Origin of the sequence: Priestia sp. YIM B13490 (genome assembly GCF_042787735.1) — a bacterium.
Taxonomy (GTDB): domain Bacteria; phylum Bacillota; class Bacilli; order Bacillales; family Bacillaceae_H; genus Priestia; species Priestia megaterium.
In genome coordinates this window covers 24,565-47,871 of the sequence record NZ_JBHZOT010000017.1, presented here as the reverse complement: position 1 = coordinate 47,871, position 23,307 = coordinate 24,565, and the positions used below count along the sequence as shown (strand labels likewise).

The window sequence follows — 23,307 nt, the reverse complement described above, 5'->3', positions numbered from 1 at the left end:
ATCAGTCGTCCTTACGTAGACCCAAACCTAATTCTTCAAGTTTAGCTTTAACTTCTTCTAAAGATTTACGGCCTAAGTTACGAACTTTCATCATATCTTCTTCTGTTTTATTAGCAAGCTCTTGTACAGTATTGATGCCTGCTCGTTTTAAGCAGTTGTAAGAACGAACAGATAAATCCAGTTCCTCGATCGTCATCTCTAGAACTTTTTCTTTCTGGTCTTCTTCTTTTTCTACCATAATCTCTGCTTTTTGAGCTTCATCTGTTAAGTTAACGAAGATATTTAAGTGTTCAGTTAGAATCTTTGCACCTAAAGCAACAGCTTTTTCTGGCTCGATGCTACCGTCAGTCCAAACATCCAACGTTAACTTATCGTAATTTGTCATTTGACCAACACGAGTATTCTCTACATAATACGATACGCGAGTAACAGGCGTATAGATTGAATCAATTGGAAGTACACCAATTGGTTGGTCTTCACGCTTGTTAGCATCGGCAGGATTATAACCTCGACCTGTGCGAGCAGTAAGTCTCATACGGAAATGAGCATCTGACTCAAGTGTTGCAATATGAAGATCCGGATTTAGAACTTCGATATCGCTGTCTGCTTGAATGTCAGCAGCCGTTACTGTACCAGGACCTTTAACATCGATCTCAAGTGTTTTCTCTTCATCAGAGTAAATCTTTAACGCTAACTTTTTAACGTTTAAAATGATGTTTGTTACATCTTCAACAACTCCAGGAACTGTTGAAAATTCATGTAATACACCTTCAATTTGAATAGATGTTACAGCTGCACCAGGGAGTGAGGATAATAGGATACGACGTAAGGAGTTACCCAAAGTAGTACCATATCCACGCTCAAGTGGTTCGACGACGAATTTACCGTACTTTCTATCATCGCTGATTTCTACCGTTTCGATTTTTGGCTTTTCAATCTCTATCAATATAAACCCTCCTTCAAAACGTCGAAACCTCGGCTAGACGGCTGATTTCTCAAATGCCTAACCGAAATTCCCTATTAGACAGTTCCCGAATGTGCACAACAAATGGAAAACATTTCGTTGCATGAATAAATTCTACACCATCATCATTATAGACAACGAAATAGAATCTATACATATTAATTATACACGACGACGTTTTGGTGGGCGGCATCCGTTGTGAGGTACAGGAGTAACATCTTTAATAGCTGTTACTTCTAAACCTGCAGCTTGAAGAGCACGGATAGCTGCTTCACGACCAGCACCAGGGCCTTTAACTGTAACTTCAAGAGTTTTCATTCCGTTATCCATAGAAACTTTAGCAGCAGTTTCAGCAGCCATTTGCGCAGCAAATGGAGTAGATTTACGAGAACCTCTGAAGCCAAGTGCGCCTGCACTAGACCAAGCAATCGCATTACCGTGAACATCTGTAATTGTTACAATAGTGTTGTTAAACGTTGAGCGAATATGAGCTACACCAGCTTCAATATTCTTTTTCACGCGACGTTTACGTGTATTAGTTTTACGTGCCATCTGTTAATGACCTCCCTTACTAATTATTTCTTCTTGTTCGCTACAGTACGGCGTGGGCCTTTACGTGTACGAGCATTGTTTTTACTGTTTTGACCACGAACTGGTAAACTACGACGGTGGCGGATACCACGGTATGAACCAATCTCAATTAAACGTTTGATGTTTAAAGAAACTTCACGACGAAGATCGCCTTCTACTTTATAGCTATCTAAAATATCACGAATTTTACCTAATTCTTCTTCTGTTAAGTCACGAACGCGAGTATCTTCAGAAACTCCAGCTTCAGCTAGAACTTTTTCAGCAGTTGGACGACCAATACCGAAAATGTATGTTAATGAAATTACTACACGCTTGTCACGAGGAATATCAACACCAGCAATACGTGCCATATGAATAGTGCACCTCCTTATTGATTAACCTTGTTTTTGTTTATGCTTAGGGTTTTCACAAATTACCATTACTTTACCTTTTCTACGGATAACTTTACATTTTTCGCAGATTGGTTTAACTGATGGTCTGACTTTCATGTTTCATACCTCCTTGATAGTACGGAGTGCATAGGTTTTATTTGAAACGGTACGTAATTCTACCGCGAGTTAAATCGTATGGTGACAATTCTACAGTTACTTTATCACCAGGTAAGATTCGAATGAAATGCATGCGAATTTTTCCTGATACGTGAGCAAGTACTGTATGACCATTTTCTAATTCTACCTTGAACATAGCGTTAGGTAAAGTTTCAGCAACTGTACCTTCAACTTCAATTACATCGTCTTTTGCCATTAAAGTGCTCTCCTTTCTTTGAAACAGTAACAAGCTATCATTAAACGACTTAAAAAGAACCTGTTCTGAACATCCGGAGATCGTAATCATTAAATTCAAGATGATTGACGCTAATATACATCTTTACCATTTTAACAGCAATTCAGACGAAAAACGATCATCGTGAATTTAGATAATTACTGTTTACTGTCCAGTGCATCTAGCGAGGAATGGATAGAGATAACATCCTTTAACATTACAATGCTGTCAGAATTTCATATCCCGTCTCAGTAATTGCAATAGTATGTTCGAAGTGCGCACACATTTTACCATCTACTGTGACAACTGTCCAGTTATCAGGTAATGTTTTTACATATCGCATACCAGCATTCACCATTGGCTCAACTGCCAATACCATGCCTGGACGTAGACGCGGTCCTTTATTCGGTGGACCATAATGAGGTACTTGCGGATCTTCATGTAAGTCTTTGCCGACCCCATGGCCAACATATTCTCTTACAATCGAAAAGTTACGTGATTCTGCGTACTGTTGAATAGCATGTGAAATATTCGACAAACGCTCACCCGGCTTAGCTTCTGCTAATCCCTTGTAGAGAGATTGCTCAGTCACATTAAGCAGCTCTTGATTTTCTAATGAAATCTTTCCTACTCCATATGTCCAAGCTGAATCACCGTGATAGCCACCGAATTTAGCTCCGATGTCTAAACTGATGATATCTCCTTCATTAAGCTTGCGTTCACCCGGAATACCATGAACTAATTCTTCATTCACAGAAGCACATACACTGCCGCGAAAACCATTATACCCTTTAAAAGACGGAATTGCATCATGTTGACGAATAAAATTTTCAGCAATTGCATCCAATTCTATAGTCGTAATACCTGGAGCGATATGCTTTTTTAACTCTAGATGAGTTAAAGCCACGATTCGTCCAGCTTCACGCATGACCTCAATTTCCTCTGGTGTCTTGCAAATGATCATTGCTTAACCCCAGCAAGTAATTGACGAACATCCTCAAACACAATGTTAATATCTTGATTACCATTAATATTGCGTAGATAACCTTTTTCTTGATAGAAATCAAGTAGAGGTTGAGATTGTTTAACATTAACTGAAAGTCTAGTTGAAACCGTCTCAGCATTGTCATCTGCACGTTGGTAAAGCTCTCCGCCACATTTGTCACAAACTCCTTCTTTCGCAGGAGGATTGAATACTAAGTGGTAAGTAGCTCCGCAATCTTTACAAATGCGGCGTCCAGTAAGACGCTCCATTAAAATGCTTTGATCTACATCAATATTAATCACATAATCAATTTGCTTGTTTAGTTCTTTTGTAATTGTTTCAAGAGCTTCTGCTTGGGCTACTGTTCTTGGGAAGCCATCAAGTAAAAAGCCGTTTTCACAATCTTGTTTGTTTAAACGCTCGCGCACAATTCCAATTGTTACTTCATCAGGAACAAGGTTACCTTGGTCCATAAATGATTTAGCTTTTAAACCTAGTTGCGTTCCTTCTTTAATTGCAGCTCGGAACATATCTCCTGTTGAGATATGAGGGATATCGTAATGCTCAACGATTTTTTCTGCTTGAGTACCTTTCCCAGCACCAGGAAGGCCCATTAACACTAAATTCATTTCTTGCTTCCCCCTCAGTATCTTATCCGTTTAATGGGAAAGCAGCTTGCTTCCCACTAAACAGCTTTACTTAATAAATCCCTTATAATGGCGTTTCACTAATTGACTCTCAAGCTGTTTCATTGTCTCAAGAGCTACACCGACAACAATTAACAAACTAGTACCGCCGATCTGAGCAGATGATGGTAAGTTTGCAATTTTGATGAACAGAACCGGCAACACAGCAATTAACGCAAGGAATATCGAACCGATTAATGTCAGACGATATAACACTTTCGTTAAATAAGCTTGTGTGCTTTTACCAGGACGGATGCCTGGGATGTAGCCACCTTGCTTTTTCAAGTTCTCTGCTACTTGTTCAGGGTTAACTTGAACAAATGTATAGAAGTAACAAAAAGCAATGATTAACGCTACATACACTATCATACCAATTGGCTTAGTATAGTCAAATGTATTCTGAATCCACGTCGTTACATCATTTGGACCGAAAAATGATGCAATTGTTGGTGGTGTGATAATAAATGAAACTGCAAAGATAACAGGAATAACCCCAGCTGCATTTACTTTTAACGGTAAATGAGTGGATTGACCTCCAACAGGATTACGACCAGCTGAACCCTTTGCATATTGAATAGGAATTTTTCGTAGCGCTTGTTGGAAGTAAATAACCCCAACAATAATAGCTAAAACTGCAATCGCAATTAAAACTACCGTTACGATACGAATGAATAATTGATCCCCAACGTCTTCAAATTGCTGTGCATAAATTTGATTTAATGTTGTCGGAATACCAGCTGCAATCCCAGCAAAGATAATGATGGAAATACCGTTACCTACGCCTTTTGCAGTAATCTGCTCTCCTAACCACATTAAGAAGGCAGTACCTGCCGTTAACACTGTAGCAATTAGAAGATACGTAGAAATTCCTGGATTAGCGATCAATTGTCCGCCCGAAATATTGTTGAATCCTATAGACATACCTAAAGCCTGGATAAATCCAAGCACAATTGTTCCATAACGAGTTACTTGAGCTAATTTACGGCGCCCAACATCTCCCTGCTTTGACCATTCTGTAAACTTAGGTACAACATCCATCTGCAATAATTGGACGATGATGGATGCTGTAATATAAGGCATAATGCCCATAGCAAGAATGGAGAAGTTTTTTAACGCGCCGCCGCCAAATGTATTCAGAACCCCGAATACATTTAACCCATCTTGCAATTTTAGTACATCCGTATTAACACTTGGTACAGGAATAAATGTACCAATTCGGAAGACAATTAACATTAACAAAGTGAAAAAGATTTTTTGTCTTATTTCACGCACGCGCATTAAATTGGAGATTGTTTGAAACATTAGATCACCTCAACTGTACCGCCAGCAGCTTCGATAGCTTCTTTAGCAGTTGAAGAGAATTTAGCAGCTTTAACAGTTAGCTTAGAGTTTAATGTACCGTTTCCTAGTACTTTAACGCCAGCTTTTGCTTTGCTTACTAAACCAGTTTCGATTAATAATTCTGGTGTTACTTCAGTTCCATCTTCAAAACGGTTAAGAGCTTCTAAATTAACGATCGCGTATTCTTTGCGATTGATATTAGTGAACCCACGTTTTGGAAGACGACGGAATAAAGGAGTTTGACCACCTTCGAAGCCAGGTCTTACGCCACCGCCAGAGCGAGCGTTTTGCCCTTTGTGACCTTTACCTGAAGTCTTTCCGTTACCTGAACCAGTACCACGACCTACACGGTTACGTACTTTACGTGAACCTTCAGCTGGTTTCAATTCATGAAGTTTCATTCCGGAGCACCTCCTTAGAGTGACAATTTATACTTATTGCTCTTTTACTGTAACAAGGTGAGCTACTTTGTTAATCATTCCGCGAATTGCAGGATTATCGTCTTGAACGACAGTTTGATTTAACTTACGTAGGCCAAGTGTACGAACAGTTACACGTTGATCTTCTGGACGACCAATTACGCTACGAGTAAGGGTAATTGCTAGTTTGTTTGCCATTCCATATCCCTCCCTTATCCTAACAGTTCTTCTACAGTCTTGCCACGTAGTTTTGCAACATCTTCAGCACGTTTTAGGTTAGCTAAACCGTTAAGAGTTGCACGTACCATGTTGATTGGAGTGTTTGAACCTAAAGATTTAGATAGAATATCACTTACTCCACCCAATTCTAGTACCGCACGAACTGGGCCACCAGCGATAACTCCTGTACCTTCAGAAGCAGGTTTTAAGAAAATTTGACCTGCACCAAATTGTCCAAGGATTTCGTGTGGAATAGTTGTACCAACCATAGGTACAGTAATTAAGTTTTTCTTCGCATCTTCAATTGCTTTACGGATTGCATCTGGTACCTCTTGTGCTTTACCAGTACCGAATCCAACGTGACCGTTTTTGTCACCAACTACAACTAATGCAGCGAAGCGGAAACGACGTCCACCTTTCACAACTTTAGCTACGCGGTTAACGGTAACAACACGTTCTTCAAGCTCTAATTTATTTGGATCAATACGACGCATGATTTTCCCTCCTTTTACAATTAGAATTGTAATCCAGCTTCACGAGCAGCGTCAGCTAATGCTTTAACACGGCCATGATATAAATAACCGCCACGGTCGAATACTACTTCGTTTACACCTTTTTCTACTGCGCGTTTAGCGACTAATTCGCCAACTTTGATAGCAGCTTCAGTGTTACCAGTGCTTTCTAAAGTCAGGTCTTTATCTAACGTTGAAGCACTTGCGATTGTTACTGAATTTAAATCGTCGATAACTTGTGCGTAAATATGTTGATTAGAACGGAACACGTTTAAACGCGGACGAGTTGCAGTTCCAGATAACTTCGCACGAACACGAGCATGTCTTTTTTTACGAACTTTGTTTTTATCAAGCTTCGTGATCATTTCGGGCACTCCTTTCTTTTACCTAACCGGCATTACTTCTTAGCAGTTTTACCTTCTTTACGACGTACATATTCGCCTTCGTAACGAATACCTTTACCTTTGTAAGGCTCTGGTGGACGAACGTCACGAATATTTGCAGCTAATGCACCTACGCGTTCTTTATCAATACCTTTAATAACGATCTTAGTTTGAGAAGGAACTTCGATTTCGATTCCTGTTTCAGGAGTAATCTCAACTGGGTGAGAGTATCCAACGCTCAATACTAATTTGCTACCAGATTTTTGTGCACGGTAACCTACACCGACTAATTCTAAACCACGTTCGAATCCTTTAGTAACACCTTCAACCATGTTACCTAAAAGGCTACGAGTAGTTCCGTGAAGAGCGCGGTGCTCTTTATTGTCACTAGGACGATTAACAACTAATACGTTGTCTTCAACTTTAATTTCGATTTCAGGGTGGAATGTACGAGTTAATTCACCCTTTGGTCCTTTTACAGTTACAGTGTTGCTCTCGTTCGTAACTGTAACACCTGCTGGAAGTTCTAAAGGCTTTTTACCAACACGTGACATAGTTACACCTCCATTCACATTTAAAACTTATTACCAAACGTACGCTAATACTTCTCCACCAGCTTGCTTTTGACGAGCTTCTTTGTCAGTTAAAACACCTTGAGAAGTAGAAACGATTGCGATACCTAAACCGTTAAGTACACGTGGTACTTCGTTATTTTTTGCATAAACACGTAGACCAGGTTTACTGATACGTTTTAAGCCTGTAATTACACGTTCGTTATTTGAACCGTATTTTAAGAAGATACGGATAATACCTTGTTTGTTGTCTTCGATGTATTCTACATCACGTACGAAACCCTCACGCTTAAGGATTTCTGCAATTTGCTTCTTAATGTTAGAAGCAGGAACTTCAATTTTCTCATGACGAACCATGTTCGCATTGCGGATACGAGTTAGTAAATCTGCAATAGGATCAGTCATTACCATATTAATTTACCTCCTTCCCAAACTTGGGTTTTACCAACTAGCTTTTTTAACACCAGGAATTTGACCTTTATAAGCAAGCTCACGGAAACAAATACGGCAAAGCTTGAATTTACGTAGTACTGAGTGTGGACGTCCACAACGTTCGCAACGTGTATACTCTTGTACTTGGAATTTTTGCTGGCGTTTTTGCTTCGCAATCATTGATTTTTTAGCCACATTTTCGCCTCCTCTGCTTAACGTTGGCAGTTATTACTTCTGGAATGGCATACCGAACTGAGTTAAAAGCTCACGAGCTTCTTCATCAGTGTTTGCTGTTGTAACAATAACGATATCCATACCACGAACTTTAGTTACTTTATCATAATCGATCTCTGGGAAGATCAATTGTTCTTTAACACCTAACGTGTAGTTTCCACGACCATCAAATGCTTTTTTAGATACACCACGGAAATCACGCACACGTGGAAGTGATACTGATACTAGTTTATCGAAGAATTCGTACATACGCTCGCCGCGTAAAGTAACTTTCGCACCGATTGGCATACCTTCACGAAGACGGAAACCAGCGATAGATTTTTTCGCACGAGTTACAACAGGTTTTTGACCAGTGATTTCAGCTAGTTCTTCAACAGCATTATCTAAAGCTTTTGAGTTAGAAACAGCATCACCGATACCCATGTTGATTACGATCTTGTCGATTTTTGGCACTTGCATTACAGATTCATAATTAAACTTGCTAACTAGAGCAGGAGTAATCTCTTTTGTAAATTTCTCTTTAAGACGGTTCATGTGAACTAAACCTCCCTTCACATTTCATTAATTATTTATCTAAAGTTTCACCAGATTTTTTTGCTACACGTACCTTTTTGCCATCGATAACTTGGTACCCAACACGAGTTGGCTCACCAGATTTAGGATCCAACGGCATTACGTTTGATACGTGGATAGGTGCCTCTTGGCTAACGATTCCACCTTGTGGATTTACTTGAGAAGGTTTAGAGTGTTTTTTCACAACGTTCACACCTTCAACAAGTACACGGTCTTTCTTTGGGAAAGCTGCAAGTACTTCACCTTGCTTACCTTTGTCTTTACCAGAGATAACCACTACTTTGTCGCCCTTTTTAACATGCATCCTATTCGCACCTCCTTAAAAGGCATTTTGTATTTGTTCTATATATCAATTAGATAACTTCTGGAGCTAATGATACGATCTTCATGAAGTTGTTATCACGTAATTCACGAGCAACTGGTCCGAAGATACGAGTACCACGTGGTCCTTTGTCGTCACGGATGATTACGCAAGCATTTTCGTCGAAACGGATGTAAGAACCGTCAGTACGGCGAACACCACTTTTTGTACGTACAACAACAGCTTTAACAACGTCACCTTTTTTAACAACGCCTCCTGGTGTTGCTTGTTTCACCGTACAAACGATAACATCACCAATGTTTGCTGTCTTGCGACCTGAACCACCAAGTACTTTAATAGTAAGTACCTCACGTGCACCAGAGTTGTCTGCAACTTTTAAACGAGATTCTTGTTGAATCATGTACGAAACCTCCCTTCGGATGAATCATTCTTATCCGATCTATCTTAACTATTAGATGATAACAGCTTTTTCTACAACTTCTACTAGACGGAAACGTTTAGTAGCTGATAACGGACGAGTTTCCATGATCTTCACGATATCGCCTAGTTGAGCTGTATTGTTTTCATCGTGAGCTTTGAATTTCTTTGAGTATTTTACACGCTTGCCATAAAGCGAATGCTTTTTGTAAGTTTCAACAAGAACAGTAACAGTCTTATCCATTTTGTCAGAAACTACGCGGCCAGTGTAAACTTTACGTTGGTTGCGTTCACTCATTCTGAAAGCCTCCTCTCAGACTTAATTATTTATTAGCAGCAATCTCTCTTTCACGAACTACAGTTTTCATACGAGCGATCGATTTGCGCACTTCGCGAATACGAGTAGTATTCTCTAATTGTCCAGTCGCTAATTGGAAACGAAGGTTAAACAACTCTTCTTTTAAAGCCTTAACTTTTTGTTCAATTTCAGCAGTGGTAAGGTCACGAATTTCATTAGCTTTCATTAGAATCACCACCAATTTCTTCACGTTTTACAAACTTACATTTTACAGGTAGCTTGTGTGCAGCTAAACGTAAAGCTTCACGTGCAACCTCTTCAGATACACCTGAAATTTCAAACATTACTTTTCCAGGTTTAACAACTGCTACCCAACCTTCAGGAGCACCTTTACCAGAACCCATTCGGACTTCTAGAGGCTTAGCAGTATAAGGTTTAGAAGGGAAAATTTTAATCCATACTTTACCGCCACGTTTCATGTAACGAGTCATTGCGATACGAGCAGCTTCGATTTGACGGTTTGTAATCCAAGAAGCTTCAGTAGCTTGTAAACCGAATTCACCGAAATGTACTTCCGTACCACCTTTAGCGCGTCCACGCATTTTTCCGCGGTGTTCGCGACGATATTTAACGCGTTTTGGTAATAACATAATTATTTTCCTCCTTCCTCAGTTTTCTTTTTAGTAGGAAGAACCTCTCCACGATAGATCCATACTTTCACACCAAGTTTACCATAAGTAGTATCTGCTTCAGCGTGAGCATAGTCAATATCAGCGCGAAGTGTATGAAGTGGAACTGTACCTTCACTGTAATATTCAGAACGAGCAATATCAGCTCCGCCTAAACGACCAGATACCATTGTTTTGATACCTTGTGCGCCAGCACGCATGCTACGTTGGATAGCTTGCTTTTGAGCACGACGGAATGATACACGGTTCTCAAGTTGGCGAGCGATGTTTTCAGCTACTAGTTTAGCATCTAAATCTGCTCGTTTAATTTCAAGGATGTTAATGTGTACACGCTTGCCTGTTAATTGGTTAAGAGCTTTACGAAGTGATTCTACTTCAGTACCACCTTTACCAATTACCATACCAGGTTTTGCAGTGTGGATCGTTACGTTTAAGCGGTTAGCAGCGCGTTCGATTTCAACTTTAGAAACAGCTGCATCGTTTAAACGTTTAGCGATATATTCACGTACTTTTAAGTCTTCATGTAATAAGTCAGCGTAGTCTTTGCCAGCGAACCATCTTGATTCCCAATCACGGATGACACCGACGCGAAGACCGACCGGATTTACCTTTTGACCCATGAATTATCCCTCCTTCTTTTCTGATACCACGATTGTGATGTGGCTTGTGCGCTTGTTAATTTGGCTTGCACGTCCCATAGCGCGTGGACGGAAACGTTTTAAAGTTGGACCTTCGTTAACAAAAGCGTCAGTAATAACTAAATTGTTAGCGTCCATTTCATAATTGTGTTCTGCATTGGCAATAGCAGATTTTAATACTTTCTCAACGACTGGAGAAGCAGCCTTCGGCGTGTGAAGTAGCACTGCTAGCGCTTCACCCACTTGCTTACCTCGAATTAAATCTACAACTAAACGAACTTTACGAGGAGCAATACGTACTGTTCTCGCGACAGCTTTAGCTTGCATTTAAAAGCCTCCTCTCATATTAGCGTCTTGTTTTCTTATCATCACTTGCGTGACCTTTGTAAGTACGAGATGGTGCGAATTCACCAAGTTTGTGACCTACCATGTCTTCAGTAACATAAACTGGTACATGTTTACGACCGTCATATACAGCAATTGTATGACCAATGAACTGAGGGAAGATAGTTGAACGACGAGACCAAGTTTTTACTACTTGCTTGCTGTCAGTTTCGTTTAACTTCTCAATTTTGTTGATTAAATGGTCATCTACAAAAGGTCCTTTCTTTAAGCTGCGACCCATAAATGAACCTCCCTTCGTGATTGTCCTACGGTTCGTTTGAACCGTAGCTCAATCCCGTTATTTTTTACGACGACGAACGATAAATTTATCGGATTTGTTTTTCTTCTTACGAGTTTTGTAACCAAGTGTTGGTTTACCCCATGGACTCATTGGAGACTTACGTCCGATTGGAGCACGTCCTTCACCACCACCGTGTGGGTGATCGTTAGGGTTCATTACAGAACCACGTACAGTTGGACGGATACCTAACCAACGAGAACGACCGGCTTTACCGATGTTGATTAACTCGTGTTGTTCGTTACCAACTTGACCTACAGTTGCACGACAAGTTGCAAGGATCATGCGTACTTCACCAGAAGTTAAACGTACTAATACGTATTTACCTTCTTTACCAAGTACTTGAGCAGATGTACCTGCAGAACGAACTAATTGTCCACCTTTACCAGGTTTCAATTCGATGTTGTGTACTACTGTACCAACAGGAATGTTAGCTAAAGGAAGCGCGTTACCTACTTTAATGTCAGCTTCAGGACCTGACATAACTTCTAAACCTACTTTTAGGTTTTTAGGAGCAAGGATGTAACGTTTTTCACCATCAGCATAATGAATTAATGCGATGTTAGCTGAACGGTTTGGATCATATTCGATTGTAGCAACGCGTCCAGGTATTCCATCTTTATCGCGTTTAAAATCGATGATACGGTATTGACGCTTGTGCCCACCACCTTGGTGACGAACAGTCAATTTACCTTGGTTGTTACGACCACCTTTTCTCTTGACAGGTGCAAGTAACGATTTTTCTGGTTTGTCAGTAGTAATTTCAGCGAAATCAGAAACTGACATGCCACGACGACCATTTGAGGTTGGTTTATACTTTTTAATCGCCATCTCAATTTCCCTCCTTCTCTAGTAATCTTAAGCTTCGAAGAATTCGATTTCGTTGCTCTCTTGAGTTAGTGTTACTACCGCTTTACGACGACGGTTAGTAAGACCACTGTAGCGACCTACACGCTTGAATTTACCTTTGTAGTTCATGATGTTTACTTTTTCAACTTTTACGTCAAAGATTTTTTCGATAGCATCTTTAACCTCAGTTTTATTAGCTCTTACATCAACATCAAACGTATATTTTTTCTCAGCCATTAAGTCTGTTGAACGTTCTGTAATTACGGGGCGCTTAATAATATCACGAGGATCTTTCATTATGCAAGCACCTCCTCTACTTTTTCAACTGCGTCTTTAGTGATTACAAGCTTATCATGGTTCATAACGTCTAATACGCTTAAACCATTAGCTGCAACAACTGTTACACCAGGAATATTACGTGCTGAAAGTGCAACGTTTTCGTTAAGATCAGCAGTTACTACTAATGCTTTGCGTTCTACTGTTAGGTTTTTAAGAACTGCTACCATTTCTTTTGTTTTTGGAGCATCAAAAGAAAGAGCTTCAAGAACAACGATGCTGTTATCTTGAACTTTAGTTGATAATGCAGACTTAATTGCTAAACGACGAACTTTTTTAGGTAATTTGTAGCTATAGCTTCTTGGAACTGGACCAAATACTACGCCACCACCACGCCATTGTGGAGAACGGATAGATCCTTGACGAGCACGACCAGTACCTTTTTGACGCCATGGCTTACGGCCACCGCCTCTTACTTCAGAACGATTTTTAACTTTAGAAGTACCTTGACGTTGAGATGCGCGTTGCATTACGATCGCGTCGAAAAGTACTTTGTTGTTTGGTTCGATACCGAAAACGGCATCTTGAAGTTCGATTTCTCCAACGTTTTCACCGTTTTGGTTAAACAATGCTACTTTTGGCATTGGTTATTCCTCCTTTCTCGAAGAATTATTATTTAGATTTAACTGCAGATTTAACAGTAACTAGAGATTTTCTAGCTCCTGGCACGTTACCTTTTACTAATAAAAGATTGCGTTCTGCGTCAACTTTAACGATTGATAAGTTTTGCACAGTGATGCGCTCTCCACCCATGCGTCCTGGTAATAATTTACCTTTGAATACGCGGTTTGGAGCTACAGGACCCATTGAACCTGGGCGACGGTGGTAGCGAGAACCATGAGACATAGGTCCGCGAGATTGTCCGTGGCGTTTAATAGCACCTTGGAAACCTTTACCTTTTGAGATTCCTGTTACATCAATTACATCGCCTTCTGCGAAAATATCAACCTTGACTTCTTGACCAACTTCATATGCTGAAGCGTCCACACCGCGTAACTCACGGATGAAGCGCTTAGGAGCAGTATTAGCTTTAGTAGCATGTCCTTTTGCAGGTTTGTTAGATAGTTTTTCACGGATATCTTCGAAACCTAATTGGATCGCTTCGTAACCGTCTGTCTCAGCGTTTTTAACTTGAAGAACTACGTTAGCAGAAGCTTCAATTACTGTTACTGGGATCAAGTCACCATTTTCAGCAAATACTTGAGTCATACCGATCTTTCTTCCTAAGATTCCTTTGGCCATTAGTCACACCTCCTAAGTATCTTTTCATTCTTTATTTTAAATTAAAGTTTAATTTCGATATCTACACCAGATGGTAAGTCTAAACGCATTAATGAATCAACAGTTTGTGGTGTTGGATTCACGATATCAATTAAGCGTTTATGCGTGCGCATTTCGAACTGCTCACGAGAATCTTTATATTTGTGTACTGCACGTAGAATTGTATAAATTGATTTTTCAGTCGGTAATGGAATCGGACCAGATACAGCCGCACCAGAACGTTTTGCAGTTTCTACGATTTTCTCAGCAGATTGATCAAGAATTCTGTGATCATATGCTTTTAAACGAATGCGAATTTTTTCTTTTGCCATTATTTTCCCTCCTTTTTCGCCTATTTTACAATAGACATTCTCCGCGGAAATTTCCCCACACTCGCCATGGCAAAGCGGCCGGGTGTGTCGGCAACCTTCCGCATCATCGCAGTCAAAGACCAACATTTTTATTATACTAAAAATGGGTTCATATTGCAACAATAAAGTTAAAAAACTTTTTTATGTGTCGCACACTTTTTTCATTATATATAAAAGGAGATCATTTTGCAAGTGTAATAGTAAAAACTATCTTTACCTTTTATCACCAAATAAAAAAGGAGTAGGTTACCCTACTCCCTTTACTGAAACGAGAAATTACTCGCTGATTTTAGCTACAACGCCAGCGCCTACTGTACGTCCACCTTCACGGATTGAGAATTTAGTACCTTCTTCAATCGCGATTGGAGCGATAAGTTCAACAGTCATTTCGATGTTGTCGCCAGGCATTACCATTTCTACGCCTTCAGGTAAGTTACAAATACCAGTTACATCAGTTGTACGGAAGTAGAACTGTGGACGGTAGTTTGTGAAGAATGGAGTGTGACGTCCACCTTCGTCTTTAGAAAGAACGTATACTTCAGCAGTAAATTTAGTGTGTGGAGTGATTGAGCCTGGTTTAGCTAATACTTGTCCACGTTGGATTTCTTCACGTGCTACACCACGAAGTAAAGCACCGATGTTGTCGCCAGCTTCAGCATAGTCAAGAAGCTTACGGAACATTTCTACACCTGTTACAGTAGTAGATTTTGGCTCTTCAGTTAAACCGATGATGTCGATAACGTCACCAACTTTAACTTGTCCACGCTCTACACGACCTGTAGCAACTGTACCACGACCAGTGATTGAGAATACGTCCTCAACTGGCATCATGAATGGTTTTTCAGTGTCACGTTCTGGAGTTGGGATGTACTCATCAACAGCGTCCATAAGCTCGATGATTTTAGCTTCCCAATCAGCTTCGCCTTCAAGAGCTTTAAGAGCAGAACCTTTGATTACTGGTACATCGTCACCAGGGAAGTCGTATTCAGAAAGAAGGTCACGTACTTCCATTTCTACTAATTCAAGTAGCTCTTCGTCGTCTACCATGTCACATTTGTTTAAGAATACAACTAGGTAAGGTACACCTACTTGACGAGAAAGAAGGATGTGCTCACGAGTTTGTGGCATTGGACCATCAGCAGCAGATACTACTAAGATACCGCCATCCATTTGAGCAGCACCAGTGATCATGTTTTTAACATAGTCAGCATGTCCTGGGCAGTCAACGTGTGCATAGTGACGAGTGTCAGTTTCGTACTCAACGTGTGCAGTTGAGATTGTGATTCCACGCTCGCGCTCTTCTGGAGCAGCGTCGATCATGTCGTAAGCCATTGCTGCACCTTTACCACTTTTCTTAGCAAGAACAGTAGTGATAGCAGCTGTTAAAGTTGTTTTACCATGGTCAACGTGACCAATTGTACCGATATTGGCATGTGTTTTTGAACGGTCGAATTTTTCCTTAGCCATTCGAAAATCCTCCTTAAAATTCATGTAGTTTATGTTTTATGAGGCCGTGAAAGGGAATGAACTCCACTTTCACAGCGTACATAAGTAGTTATACTTCAATAAAGAGTGAAAATCAATTATTCACCTTTATTTTTTTTAATAATTTCTTCTGAAATTGATTTAGGAACTTCTTCGTAGTGATCGAAGTGCATAGAATATGTTCCGCGACCTTGAGTGTTTGAACGTAATGCAGTTGCATAACCAAACATTTCAGAAAGTGGAACGAATGCACGTACAACTTGAGCGTTACCGCGTGCTTCCATACCTTCTACACGTCCACGACGAGACGTAATGTCACCCATGATATCTCCTAAGTATTCGTCAGGGATAACAACTTCAACCTTCATCATTGGTTCAAGGATAGCTGGGCTACATTTTGATACTGCGTTTTTAAGAGCCATAGAAGCGGCAATTTTAAACGCCATCTCACTTGAGTCAACGTCATGGTAAGATCCATCAACTAAAGCAGCTTTGATATCGATTAATGGATAACCAGCAACAACACCGTTTTGTAATGCATCTTCAAGACCAGCTTGAACTGCAGGGATGTATTCACGTGGAACTACACCACCAACGATTTTGTTCTCAAATTCAAAGCCTTTTCCTTCTTCGTTAGGTTCGAACTCAATCCAAACGTGACCGAATTGTCCACGACCACCAGATTGACGAGCGAATTTACCTTCAACTTTCGCACCAGCGCGGAAAGTTTCACGGTAAGCTACTTGAGGAGCACCAACGTTTGCTTCTACTTTGAATTCGCGACGCATACGGTCAACGATGATATCAAGGTGAAGCTCACCCATACCAGAGATGATGATTTGACCAGTCTCTGTATTAGTTTCCGCACGGAAAGTTGGATCTTCTTCTTGTAACTTTTGAAGAGCTGTAGTCATTTTATCTTGGTCAGCTTTTGATTTTGGCTCAACAGATAAAGAGATAACTGGCTCTGGGAATTCCATAGACTCAAGAATTACAAGACTCTTTTCGTCACATAGAGTATCACCAGTAGAAGTATCTTTTAATCCTACAGCTGCCGCGATATCTCCAGCGTATACTTCAGAAATCTCTTCACGAGAGTTAGCATGCATTTGTAGGATACGACCTACACGCTCACGCTTACCTTTTGTAGAGTTTTTGATGTATGAACCAGAGCTTAGTACACCAGAGTACACACGGAAGAATGTTAATTTACCAACATAAGGGTCCGTCATAACTTTGAACGCTAATGCTGAGAAAGGAGCGTTGTCGCTAGACTCACGCGTAACTTCTTCTTCTGTGTCAGGTACGATACCTTGGATTGATGGTACATCTACTGGAGATGGTAGGTAATCAATTACTGCATCTAGCATTAATTGTACACCTTTGTTTTTGAATGCTGAACCACAGATAACTGGGTAGAATTCAACGTCACAAGTACCTTTACGGATACCAGCTTTTAGTTCTTCAACTGTAAGCTCGCCTTCGTCTAAGTACTTCATCATTAATTCTTCGTCAAGTTCTGCAACAGCTTCTACTAAGCTTGCACGGTATTCTTCAGCTTGCTCTTTGTATTCCTCAGGAATTTCACGAGACTCTGAACGAGTACCTAAGTCATCTTCGTAGAAGTATGCTTTCATTTCCACTAGGTCAATGATTGCTTCGAACTCATCTTCAGCACCAATTGGCAACTGAATTGGGTGAGCATTTGCACCTAAACGATCGTGGATCGTTTTTACAGAGTACAAGAAGTCAGCACCAATTTTGTCCATTTTGTTAACGAATACGACACGGGGAACACCGTACGTAGTCGCTTGACGCCATACTGTTTCTGTTTGAGGCTCAACACCAGATTGAGCATCAAGAACTGCCACAGCGCCATCAAGTACACGTAATGAACGCTCAACTTCAACAGTGAAGTCTACGTGTCCAGGAGTATCAATGATGTTAACGCGGTGACCTTTCCAAGAAGCAGTTGTCGCAGCAGACGTGATAGTGATACCACGTTCTTGCTCTTGCTCCATCCAGTCCATTTGTGAAGCTCCTTCATGAGTTTCACCAATTTTATGGATACGGCCAGTATAATAAAGAACACGCTCAGTTGTTGTTGTTTTACCAGCATCAATGTGAGCCATGATCCCAATATTACGAGTGTTTTCTAAGGAGAACTCTCTTGCCATCTTAGGTATTTCTCCTTCCATATTATAATTTGTTTTTTAAAAAGTTTCGTTAAAAGATTACCAACGGTAATGAGCAAATGCTTTGTTAGCTTCTGCCATTTTGTGAGTATCTTCACGTTTCTTAACTGCAGCACCAGTGTTGTTAGCTGCATCAAGGATTTCGTTAGCTAAACGCTCTTCCATCGTTTTTTCTCCACGAAGACGAGCATAGTTTACTAACCAACGAAGACCTAAAGTAGTACGACGCTCTGGACGTACTTCTACAGGAACTTGGTAGTTAGAACCCCCTACACGGCGTGCTCTAACTTCTAGTACAGGCATGATGTTTTTAAGAGCTTGGTCGAATACTTCCATAGCTTCTTTACCACTGCGCTCTTGTACTAAATCGAATGCTCTATAAAGAATAGCTTGTGACTTACCGCGCTTTCCATCAAGCATCATTTTGTTGATTAAGCGAGATACAAGCTTAGAATTGTAAATCGGATCTGGTAATACGTCTCTTTTTGCAACAGGTCCCTTACGTGGCATTCTACTTCCTCCTTTCACTTTTAAAAGTTTATCTATTAATTGTTAAGCTATTATTTTTTAGCTGCTTTTGGTCGCTTAGTACCATATTTAGAACGACCTTGCATACGGCCATCCACACCAGCAGTATCAAGTGCACCACGTACGATATGGTAACGTACCCCTGGTAAATCTTTTACACGTCCACCGCGGATAAGTACCACGCTGTGTTCTTGTAAGTTGTGACCAATACCTGGGATATAAGCTGTTACCTCGATACCGTTTGTTAAACGTACACGAGCATATTTACGAAGAGCCGAGTTCGGTTTCTTCGGTGTCATAGTACCCACACGTGTACATACACCACGTTTTTGTGGAGAAGATTGGTTAGTTTGAGCTTTTTTGAAGCTGTTGTAACCTCTGTTTAAAGCAGGTGAGTCAGATTTTTTACCTTTACTCACACGACCATTACGGATTAATTGGTTAATAGTAGGCATTTAAATTTTCCTCCTTTCGCCTTTTGTAAGACCACACATCCAGGTGGTTCATTTTTTAGCAAAAAACAAAGTCTTTGAAACTAAAAGTTCAAAAACGTGTTAACTAATAATTGCAACAGTTGCAGCGTTAACTTCTATCCTACAAGCTTGACCAAGCTTTCGCATAGAAGGGACATACGTATACGGAACGTTTTCTTGCTGTGCTGTTTTTGCCACAATGGATGTGACATAAAAATCAGCGTCTTCAGCAATGATGACTTCCTTTACTGTACCTTTTTTTAATGCTTTCACCGTCTGCTTTGTTCCTACAATAATATGATCAGCCTGTAATACTTTTTCATAAGACATTATCATATCCTCCAAAGTAACAGGTAGTTTATAGGAGCACCTTTGATATAGTATCATTCCCTAGAATGGATGTCAACTAACGTTTTGTAGTTTTTTTAAAAAACATCCATTCTAGAGTAATGATTTTATAATTAGTCGATTGTTACCGTTTCTTCAGCTTGGTTTTTGATCGGTTCAGCATTACGATATCTCGTCATACCTGTACCAGCCGGAACTAGCTTACCAATGATAACATTCTCTTTAAGTCCAAGCAACTCATCACGTTTTCCTTTGATTGCAGCATCGGTAAGAACACGCGTTGTTTCTTGGAATGATGCAGCAGATAAGAAGGAATCAGTTTCAAGAGATGCTTTTGTAATACCAAGTAATACAGGACGACCCGTCGCTGGACGATTGCCTTCAAGTAATACTTTTTCATTTGCATCAGTGAATTGGTGAATATCAAGTAATGAACCTGGTAATACATCTGTATCTCCTGAATCCATTACGCGCACTTTACGAAGCATTTGGCGAACCATTACCTCTACGTGTTTATCTCCAATTTCTACCCCTTGCATACGGTATACTTTTTGCACCTCACGAAGCAAGTACTCTTGTACAGCCGTGATGTCTTTTACTTTTAGTAGTTCTTTAGGATCAATTGAACCTTCTGTTAATTCTTGACCACGTGCAATGCGCTGTCCTTCAATAACTTTCAGGCGTGCACTGTACGGAGCTGTGTAAGAACGCGTTTCAATCTCTCCTTGAACAGTAATTTCATGTTGACGATCGCGTCCTTCAGAAATGCCGGCAATTGTACCTTCAATTTCAGAAATAACGGCTTGACCTTTAGGGTTACGCGCTTCGAAGATCTCTTGGATACGCGGTAAACCTTGAGTGATATCGTCTCCAGCAACCCCACCTGTATGGAATGTACGCATCGTTAACTGTGTACCTGGCTCACCGATAGATTGAGCAGCGATGATACCAACTGCTTCACCCACTTCAACTTCTGAACCAGTTGCAAGGTTACGACCGTAACATTTTTTACATACACCGTGGCGAGTGTTACAAGTGAATGCAGAACGAATCCATACTTCTTCAACACCAGCATCCACAATTGTTTCAGCTAGGTCTTCTGTAATTAGTTCGTTTTCTTTCACTAACACTTCGTTTGTTCCTGGGTGAAGTAGGGTTTTTCTTGCATAACGTCCAATTAGACGCTCATCAAGTTTCTCAATTTCTTCTGTTCCTTCTTTGATTGCAACAGCCAGAATACCGCGGTCTGTACCACAGTCGTCATCACGTACGATAACGTCTTGTGCCACGTCAACCAGACGACGAGTAAGGTAACCTGAGTCAGCAGTTTTAAGAGCCGTATCGGCAAGACCTTTACGTGCACCATGGGTAGAGATAAAGTACTCTAATACTGTTAAACCTTCACGGAAACTAGATTTGATTGGTAACTCAATGATACGACCAGACGGGTTGGCCATTAGTCCACGCATACCTGCAAGCTGAGTGAAGTTAGATGCGTTACCACGGGCACCAGAGTCACTCATCATGAAGATTGGGTTGCGTTTGTCTAATGACGCCATTAATTTACCTTGGATAACGTCTTTCGCGCTACTCCATACAGAGATAACACGCTCATAACGCTCATCTTCAGTAATTAAACCGCGACGGAATTGTTTTAGTACGTTATCTACTTTAGCTTGCGCTTCTGTTAAGATAACTTCTTTTTCTCCTAAAACCACGATATCAGCTACACCAACTGTAATACCGGCTTTAGTAGAATATTTGAAACCTAGGTCTTTCATACGGTCAAGCATTTTAGAAGTCTCAGTAATTTTGAAACGTTTAAATACTTCAGCGATAATATTACCTAAGATTTTTTTCTTAAACGGTGCGATAGCCGGTTGATTCTTGATGAATTCCTTCACATCTGCACCTTTTTCAACAAAGTACTTCTCAGGAGTTTTCACTTCTAAGTTTTCTCTTGTTGGTTCGTTAATGTATGGGAACGATTTTGGTAAAATTTCGTTGAAAACTAATTTACCAACCGTTGTAACAAGCAACTGTTGATTTTGTGCTTCTGTAAACGTTTCGTTGTTTAAAGAACCTGCATACACACCTACACGTGTATGAAGATGCACATAACCGTTTTGGTACGCTAATAGTGCTTCATTTGTATCCTTGAACACCATACCTTCTCCAACTGCCTCTTCACGCTCAAGCGTTAAGTAGTAGTTACCTAATACCATATCCTGTGAAGGTGTAACAACTGGTTTACCATCTTTAGGGTTCAAGATATTTTGAGCAGCAAGCATTAAGATACGTGCTTCTGCTTGTGCTTCTGCAGATAATGGAACGTGAACCGCCATTTGGTCACCGTCAAAGTCAGCGTTATATGCTGTACATACAAGCGGGTGAAGACGGATAGCGCGACCTTCTACAAGCGTAGGTTCAAATGCTTGAATACCTAGTCTGTGTAGCGTTGGTGCACGGTTTAAAAGAACTGGATGCTCTTTAATAACCGATTCTAATACGTCCCATACTTCAGGTTGCACGCGTTCAATTTTACGTTTTGCACTCTTGATGTTATGAGCTAAACCGCGTTCAACAAGCTCTTTCATTACGAAAGGTTTGAAAAGCTCTAACGCCATTTCTTTTGGAAGGCCACATTGATACATCTTTAAGTTCGGACCTACAACGATTACCGAACGGCCAGAGTAGTCAACACGTTTACCTAATAAGTTTTGACGGAAGCGACCTTGCTTACCTTTTAACATGTGAGAAAGAGATTTTAATGGACGGTTACCTGGTCCTGTTACCGGACGTCCGCGACGACCATTATCGATTAATGCATCTACAGCTTCTTGAAGCATACGCTTTTCGTTTTGAACGATAATGCTAGGAGCTCCAAGGTCTAATAAACGCTTTAAGCGGTTGTTACGGTTAATTACACGACGATATAAATCATTTAGATCAGACGTAGCAAAGCGTCCACCATCTAATTGAACCATTGGACGAAGTTCTGGCGGAATAACCGGTAGAACGTCTAAAATCATCCAAGAAGGTTCGTTACCAGAATGACGGAAAGCCTCTAGTACTTCTAAACGTTTAATAGCACGTGTACGACGTTGACCTTGAGCAGTTTTCAATTCTTCTTTCAAAGCATCTACTTCTTTATCAAGATCGATGTCATGCAATAATTTCTTAACAGCTTCAGCACCCATTGCTGCATGGAAAGTTTGTCCGTACTTCTCACGATACGCACGGTATTCTTTCTCTGATAAAAGCTGTTTCTTTTCAAGTGGTGTATCACCAGCATCTGTTACTACATAAGAAGCAAAATAAATGATTTCCTCTAGCGCACGAGGGGACATGTCTAAGACAAGTCCCATGCGGCTAGGAATACCTTTAAAGTACCAAATATGAGAAACAGGTGCAGCTAGTTCGATATGACCCATGCGTTCACGACGAACTTTTGCGCGCGTAACTTCTACGCCGCAACGATCACATACAACACCTTTATAACGAACGCGCTTATATTTTCCACAATGACATTCCCAGTCCTTTTGTGGACCAAAAATACGCTCACAGAATAAGCCGTCTTTTTCAGGTTTTAACGTACGATAGTTGATCGTTTCAGGTTTTTTTACCTCACCGTACGACCAAGAACGAATTTTATCTGGCGAAGCTAGACCGATTTTCATATACTCAAAGTTATTTACATCTAGCAAGGAGCCTACCTCCCTTTTAATCTACAGGTTTTTTCC

The 23,307-nt window shown here is 40.5% G+C and carries 35 protein-coding genes; all 35 read right to left on the bottom strand.

Translation table 11 applies throughout. From position 1 onward, the window contains the following. Nucleotide 1 precedes the first annotated feature (1 nt). Entirely contained in the window at nt 2–946 is a 945-nt protein-coding gene (locus tag ACFX4R_RS26535; protein WP_013054952.1) for a DNA-directed RNA polymerase subunit alpha, read from the bottom strand. Between the two features lie 180 nt (nt 947–1,126). Further along, complete coding sequence (gene rpsK, locus ACFX4R_RS26530; RefSeq protein WP_013054951.1) at nt 1,127–1,516, bottom strand: 30S ribosomal protein S11; 390 nt, start codon at nt 1,514–1,516, stop codon at nt 1,127–1,129. A 23-nt stretch (nt 1,517–1,539) separates the two neighbouring features. Beyond that, on the bottom strand, nt 1,540–1,905 hold the full coding sequence (gene rpsM / locus ACFX4R_RS26525) for a 30S ribosomal protein S13 (RefSeq protein WP_013054950.1): 366 nt from the start codon (nt 1,903–1,905) through the stop codon (nt 1,540–1,542). A 24-nt stretch (nt 1,906–1,929) separates the two neighbouring features. Then, nucleotides 1,930–2,043 carry a 50S ribosomal protein L36 gene (gene rpmJ / locus ACFX4R_RS26520; RefSeq protein WP_003156543.1) on the bottom strand — a complete coding sequence of 38 codons (114 nt, stop codon included), beginning with the start codon at nt 2,041–2,043 and terminating at the stop codon, nt 1,930–1,932. A 37-nt stretch (nt 2,044–2,080) separates the two neighbouring features. Next, complete coding sequence (gene infA / locus ACFX4R_RS26515) at nt 2,081–2,299, bottom strand: translation initiation factor IF-1 (RefSeq protein ID WP_010285101.1); 219 nt, start codon at nt 2,297–2,299, stop codon at nt 2,081–2,083. A 235-nt stretch (nt 2,300–2,534) separates the two neighbouring features. After that, nucleotides 2,535–3,281, bottom strand: coding sequence for a type I methionyl aminopeptidase (gene map, locus ACFX4R_RS26510; RefSeq protein ID WP_043982709.1), 747 nt, complete (start codon nt 3,279–3,281; stop codon nt 2,535–2,537). Beyond that, nucleotides 3,278–3,931, bottom strand: a complete 654-nt coding sequence (locus ACFX4R_RS26505; RefSeq protein ID WP_013054948.1) for an adenylate kinase — start codon at nt 3,929–3,931, stop codon at nt 3,278–3,280. Before ACFX4R_RS26505 ends, map begins: the two co-directional genes overlap by 4 nt. A gap of 66 nt (nt 3,932–3,997) precedes the next feature. After that, the gene (gene secY, locus ACFX4R_RS26500; protein ID WP_013054947.1) at nt 3,998–5,290 is read right to left on the bottom strand and encodes a preprotein translocase subunit SecY; all 1,293 of its coding nucleotides are present in this window, start codon (nt 5,288–5,290) and stop codon (nt 3,998–4,000) included. After that, nucleotides 5,290–5,730, bottom strand: a complete 441-nt coding sequence (gene rplO / locus ACFX4R_RS26495) for a 50S ribosomal protein L15 (protein ID WP_013054946.1) — start codon at nt 5,728–5,730, stop codon at nt 5,290–5,292. The genes secY and rplO overlap by 1 nt, the downstream gene beginning before the upstream one ends. Nucleotides 5,731–5,763: 33 nt before the next feature. Beyond that, nucleotides 5,764–5,946 carry a 50S ribosomal protein L30 gene (gene rpmD / locus ACFX4R_RS26490; RefSeq protein ID WP_013054945.1) on the bottom strand — a complete coding sequence of 61 codons (183 nt, stop codon included), beginning with the start codon at nt 5,944–5,946 and terminating at the stop codon, nt 5,764–5,766. A 14-nt stretch (nt 5,947–5,960) separates the two neighbouring features. Then, nucleotides 5,961–6,461 (bottom strand): 30S ribosomal protein S5, encoded by a 501-nt coding sequence (gene rpsE, locus ACFX4R_RS26485; protein ID WP_013054944.1) that lies wholly within the window; start codon nt 6,459–6,461, stop codon nt 5,961–5,963. A gap of 20 nt (nt 6,462–6,481) precedes the next feature. After that, entirely contained in the window at nt 6,482–6,844 is a 363-nt protein-coding gene (gene rplR / locus ACFX4R_RS26480) for a 50S ribosomal protein L18 (RefSeq protein ID WP_013054943.1), read from the bottom strand. A gap of 32 nt (nt 6,845–6,876) precedes the next feature. Further along, nucleotides 6,877–7,416 (bottom strand): 50S ribosomal protein L6, encoded by a 540-nt coding sequence (gene rplF / locus ACFX4R_RS26475; RefSeq protein ID WP_013054942.1) that lies wholly within the window; start codon nt 7,414–7,416, stop codon nt 6,877–6,879. Nucleotides 7,417–7,446: 30 nt separating this feature from the next. Beyond that, nucleotides 7,447–7,845: a 30S ribosomal protein S8 gene (gene rpsH / locus ACFX4R_RS26470; protein ID WP_028410368.1), complete on the bottom strand. Its 399-nt coding sequence runs from the start codon at nt 7,843–7,845 to the stop codon at nt 7,447–7,449. Between the two features lie 30 nt (nt 7,846–7,875). Further along, nucleotides 7,876–8,061 carry a type Z 30S ribosomal protein S14 gene (locus ACFX4R_RS26465; protein ID WP_013054940.1) on the bottom strand — a complete coding sequence of 62 codons (186 nt, stop codon included), beginning with the start codon at nt 8,059–8,061 and terminating at the stop codon, nt 7,876–7,878. A gap of 33 nt (nt 8,062–8,094) precedes the next feature. After that, nucleotides 8,095–8,634 (bottom strand): 50S ribosomal protein L5, encoded by a 540-nt coding sequence (gene rplE, locus ACFX4R_RS26460; protein ID WP_013054939.1) that lies wholly within the window; start codon nt 8,632–8,634, stop codon nt 8,095–8,097. Between the two features lie 31 nt (nt 8,635–8,665). Next, complete coding sequence (gene rplX, locus ACFX4R_RS26455; protein WP_013054938.1) at nt 8,666–8,977, bottom strand: 50S ribosomal protein L24; 312 nt, start codon at nt 8,975–8,977, stop codon at nt 8,666–8,668. Between the two features lie 49 nt (nt 8,978–9,026). Then, a complete protein-coding gene (rplN, locus tag ACFX4R_RS26450; RefSeq protein ID WP_013054937.1) occupies nt 9,027–9,395 on the bottom strand; it encodes a 50S ribosomal protein L14 in 369 nt (122 codons plus the stop codon). 51 nt (nt 9,396–9,446) lie between these two features. After that, complete coding sequence (gene rpsQ / locus ACFX4R_RS26445) at nt 9,447–9,710, bottom strand: 30S ribosomal protein S17 (RefSeq protein ID WP_013054936.1); 264 nt, start codon at nt 9,708–9,710, stop codon at nt 9,447–9,449. A 25-nt stretch (nt 9,711–9,735) separates the two neighbouring features. Further along, the gene (gene rpmC / locus ACFX4R_RS26440) at nt 9,736–9,936 is read right to left on the bottom strand and encodes a 50S ribosomal protein L29 (protein ID WP_013054935.1); all 201 of its coding nucleotides are present in this window, start codon (nt 9,934–9,936) and stop codon (nt 9,736–9,738) included. Further along, nucleotides 9,926–10,360, bottom strand: a complete 435-nt coding sequence (gene rplP / locus ACFX4R_RS26435; protein WP_013054934.1) for a 50S ribosomal protein L16 — start codon at nt 10,358–10,360, stop codon at nt 9,926–9,928. The genes rpmC and rplP overlap by 11 nt, the downstream gene beginning before the upstream one ends. A gap of 2 nt (nt 10,361–10,362) precedes the next feature. Continuing rightward, nucleotides 10,363–11,019 carry a 30S ribosomal protein S3 gene (gene rpsC / locus ACFX4R_RS26430; protein ID WP_013054933.1) on the bottom strand — a complete coding sequence of 219 codons (657 nt, stop codon included), beginning with the start codon at nt 11,017–11,019 and terminating at the stop codon, nt 10,363–10,365. Between the two features lie 3 nt (nt 11,020–11,022). After that, nucleotides 11,023–11,364, bottom strand: a complete 342-nt coding sequence (rplV, locus tag ACFX4R_RS26425; protein ID WP_013054932.1) for a 50S ribosomal protein L22 — start codon at nt 11,362–11,364, stop codon at nt 11,023–11,025. A 19-nt stretch (nt 11,365–11,383) separates the two neighbouring features. Then, nucleotides 11,384–11,662 carry a 30S ribosomal protein S19 gene (gene rpsS / locus ACFX4R_RS26420; RefSeq protein WP_013054931.1) on the bottom strand — a complete coding sequence of 93 codons (279 nt, stop codon included), beginning with the start codon at nt 11,660–11,662 and terminating at the stop codon, nt 11,384–11,386. A gap of 57 nt (nt 11,663–11,719) precedes the next feature. Beyond that, a complete protein-coding gene (gene rplB / locus ACFX4R_RS26415) occupies nt 11,720–12,550 on the bottom strand; it encodes a 50S ribosomal protein L2 (protein ID WP_013054930.1) in 831 nt (276 codons plus the stop codon). Nucleotides 12,551–12,577: 27 nt separating this feature from the next. Further along, complete coding sequence (gene rplW / locus ACFX4R_RS26410) at nt 12,578–12,865, bottom strand: 50S ribosomal protein L23 (RefSeq protein WP_013054929.1); 288 nt, start codon at nt 12,863–12,865, stop codon at nt 12,578–12,580. Then, a complete protein-coding gene (gene rplD / locus ACFX4R_RS26405) occupies nt 12,865–13,488 on the bottom strand; it encodes a 50S ribosomal protein L4 (RefSeq protein ID WP_013054928.1) in 624 nt (207 codons plus the stop codon). Before rplD ends, rplW begins: the two co-directional genes overlap by 1 nt. Before the next feature lie 28 nt (nt 13,489–13,516). Then, nucleotides 13,517–14,146: a 50S ribosomal protein L3 gene (rplC, locus tag ACFX4R_RS26400; RefSeq protein ID WP_013054927.1), complete on the bottom strand. Its 630-nt coding sequence runs from the start codon at nt 14,144–14,146 to the stop codon at nt 13,517–13,519. Nucleotides 14,147–14,187: 41 nt separating this feature from the next. Next, a complete protein-coding gene (gene rpsJ / locus ACFX4R_RS26395; protein ID WP_013054926.1) occupies nt 14,188–14,496 on the bottom strand; it encodes a 30S ribosomal protein S10 in 309 nt (102 codons plus the stop codon). 315 nt (nt 14,497–14,811) lie between these two features. Then, nucleotides 14,812–16,002 (bottom strand): elongation factor Tu, encoded by a 1,191-nt coding sequence (gene tuf, locus ACFX4R_RS26390; protein WP_013081371.1) that lies wholly within the window; start codon nt 16,000–16,002, stop codon nt 14,812–14,814. 116 nt (nt 16,003–16,118) lie between these two features. After that, a complete protein-coding gene (gene fusA / locus ACFX4R_RS26385) occupies nt 16,119–18,197 on the bottom strand; it encodes an elongation factor G (RefSeq protein WP_043982712.1) in 2,079 nt (692 codons plus the stop codon). 57 nt (nt 18,198–18,254) lie between these two features. Further along, nucleotides 18,255–18,725, bottom strand: a complete 471-nt coding sequence (rpsG, locus tag ACFX4R_RS26380) for a 30S ribosomal protein S7 (protein WP_013054923.1) — start codon at nt 18,723–18,725, stop codon at nt 18,255–18,257. 50 nt (nt 18,726–18,775) lie between these two features. Continuing rightward, nucleotides 18,776–19,198: a 30S ribosomal protein S12 gene (gene rpsL, locus ACFX4R_RS26375; RefSeq protein WP_013054922.1), complete on the bottom strand. Its 423-nt coding sequence runs from the start codon at nt 19,196–19,198 to the stop codon at nt 18,776–18,778. 99 nt (nt 19,199–19,297) lie between these two features. Next, nucleotides 19,298–19,546: a 50S ribosomal protein L7ae-like protein gene (locus ACFX4R_RS26370; protein WP_013054921.1), complete on the bottom strand. Its 249-nt coding sequence runs from the start codon at nt 19,544–19,546 to the stop codon at nt 19,298–19,300. Between the two features lie 131 nt (nt 19,547–19,677). Beyond that, nucleotides 19,678–23,271, bottom strand: coding sequence for a DNA-directed RNA polymerase subunit beta' (gene rpoC / locus ACFX4R_RS26365; protein WP_013081369.1), 3,594 nt, complete (start codon nt 23,269–23,271; stop codon nt 19,678–19,680). Nucleotides 23,272–23,307: the final 36 nt, after the last annotated feature.

Coding starts and splice junctions, on each gene's coding strand:
- rplV (WP_013054932.1), bottom strand. CDS start 11,364: ATGCAAGCTAAAGCTGTCGCGAGAACAGTACGTATTGCTCCTCGTAAA.
- rplR (WP_013054943.1), bottom strand. CDS start 6,844: ATGATCACGAAGCTTGATAAAAACAAAGTTCGTAAAAAAAGACATGCT.
- rpsQ (WP_013054936.1), bottom strand. CDS start 9,710: ATGAGTGAACGCAACCAACGTAAAGTTTACACTGGCCGCGTAGTTTCT.
- rplW (WP_013054929.1), bottom strand. CDS start 12,865: ATGAAAGATCCTCGTGATATTATTAAGCGCCCCGTAATTACAGAACGT.
- rpsC (WP_013054933.1), bottom strand. CDS start 11,019: ATGGGTCAAAAGGTAAATCCGGTCGGTCTTCGCGTCGGTGTCATCCGT.
- infA (WP_010285101.1), bottom strand. CDS start 2,299: ATGGCAAAAGACGATGTAATTGAAGTTGAAGGTACAGTTGCTGAAACT.
- tuf (WP_013081371.1), bottom strand. CDS start 16,002: ATGGCTAAGGAAAAATTCGACCGTTCAAAAACACATGCCAATATCGGT.
- map (WP_043982709.1), bottom strand. CDS start 3,281: ATGATCATTTGCAAGACACCAGAGGAAATTGAGGTCATGCGTGAAGCT.
- rplO (WP_013054946.1), bottom strand. CDS start 5,730: ATGAAACTTCATGAATTGAAACCAGCTGAAGGTTCACGTAAAGTACGT.
- rpsG (WP_013054923.1), bottom strand. CDS start 18,725: ATGCCACGTAAGGGACCTGTTGCAAAAAGAGACGTATTACCAGATCCG.
- rpsL (WP_013054922.1), bottom strand. CDS start 19,198: ATGCCTACTATTAACCAATTAATCCGTAATGGTCGTGTGAGTAAAGGT.
- rplE (WP_013054939.1), bottom strand. CDS start 8,634: ATGAACCGTCTTAAAGAGAAATTTACAAAAGAGATTACTCCTGCTCTA.
- rplC (WP_013054927.1), bottom strand. CDS start 14,146: ATGGCCAAAGGAATCTTAGGAAGAAAGATCGGTATGACTCAAGTATTT.
- rpmC (WP_013054935.1), bottom strand. CDS start 9,936: ATGAAAGCTAATGAAATTCGTGACCTTACCACTGCTGAAATTGAACAA.
- rpsK (WP_013054951.1), bottom strand. CDS start 1,516: ATGGCACGTAAAACTAATACACGTAAACGTCGCGTGAAAAAGAATATT.
- rplX (WP_013054938.1), bottom strand. CDS start 8,977: ATGCATGTTAAAAAGGGCGACAAAGTAGTGGTTATCTCTGGTAAAGAC.
- rpmD (WP_013054945.1), bottom strand. CDS start 5,946: ATGGCAAACAAACTAGCAATTACCCTTACTCGTAGCGTAATTGGTCGT.
- rpsS (WP_013054931.1), bottom strand. CDS start 11,662: ATGGGTCGCAGCTTAAAGAAAGGACCTTTTGTAGATGACCATTTAATC.
- secY (WP_013054947.1), bottom strand. CDS start 5,290: ATGTTTCAAACAATCTCCAATTTAATGCGCGTGCGTGAAATAAGACAA.
- rpsH (WP_028410368.1), bottom strand. CDS start 7,845: ATGGTAATGACTGATCCTATTGCAGATTTACTAACTCGTATCCGCAAT.
- rplP (WP_013054934.1), bottom strand. CDS start 10,360: ATGTTATTACCAAAACGCGTTAAATATCGTCGCGAACACCGCGGAAAA.
- rplN (WP_013054937.1), bottom strand. CDS start 9,395: ATGATTCAACAAGAATCTCGTTTAAAAGTTGCAGACAACTCTGGTGCA.
- rplB (WP_013054930.1), bottom strand. CDS start 12,550: ATGGCGATTAAAAAGTATAAACCAACCTCAAATGGTCGTCGTGGCATG.
- ACFX4R_RS26505 (WP_013054948.1), bottom strand. CDS start 3,931: ATGAATTTAGTGTTAATGGGCCTTCCTGGTGCTGGGAAAGGTACTCAA.
- rpsE (WP_013054944.1), bottom strand. CDS start 6,461: ATGCGTCGTATTGATCCAAATAAATTAGAGCTTGAAGAACGTGTTGTT.
- rpmJ (WP_003156543.1), bottom strand. CDS start 2,043: ATGAAAGTCAGACCATCAGTTAAACCAATCTGCGAAAAATGTAAAGTT.
- rpsJ (WP_013054926.1), bottom strand. CDS start 14,496: ATGGCAAAAGAAAAAATTCGCATTCGTTTAAAAGCATATGATCACAGA.
- ACFX4R_RS26370 (WP_013054921.1), bottom strand. CDS start 19,546: ATGTCTTATGAAAAAGTATTACAGGCTGATCATATTATTGTAGGAACA.
- fusA (WP_043982712.1), bottom strand. CDS start 18,197: ATGGCAAGAGAGTTCTCCTTAGAAAACACTCGTAATATTGGGATCATG.
- rplD (WP_013054928.1), bottom strand. CDS start 13,488: ATGCCAAAAGTAGCATTGTTTAACCAAAACGGTGAAAACGTTGGAGAA.
- rplF (WP_013054942.1), bottom strand. CDS start 7,416: ATGTCACGTGTTGGTAAAAAGCCTTTAGAACTTCCAGCAGGTGTTACA.
- rpsM (WP_013054950.1), bottom strand. CDS start 1,905: ATGGCACGTATTGCTGGTGTTGATATTCCTCGTGACAAGCGTGTAGTA.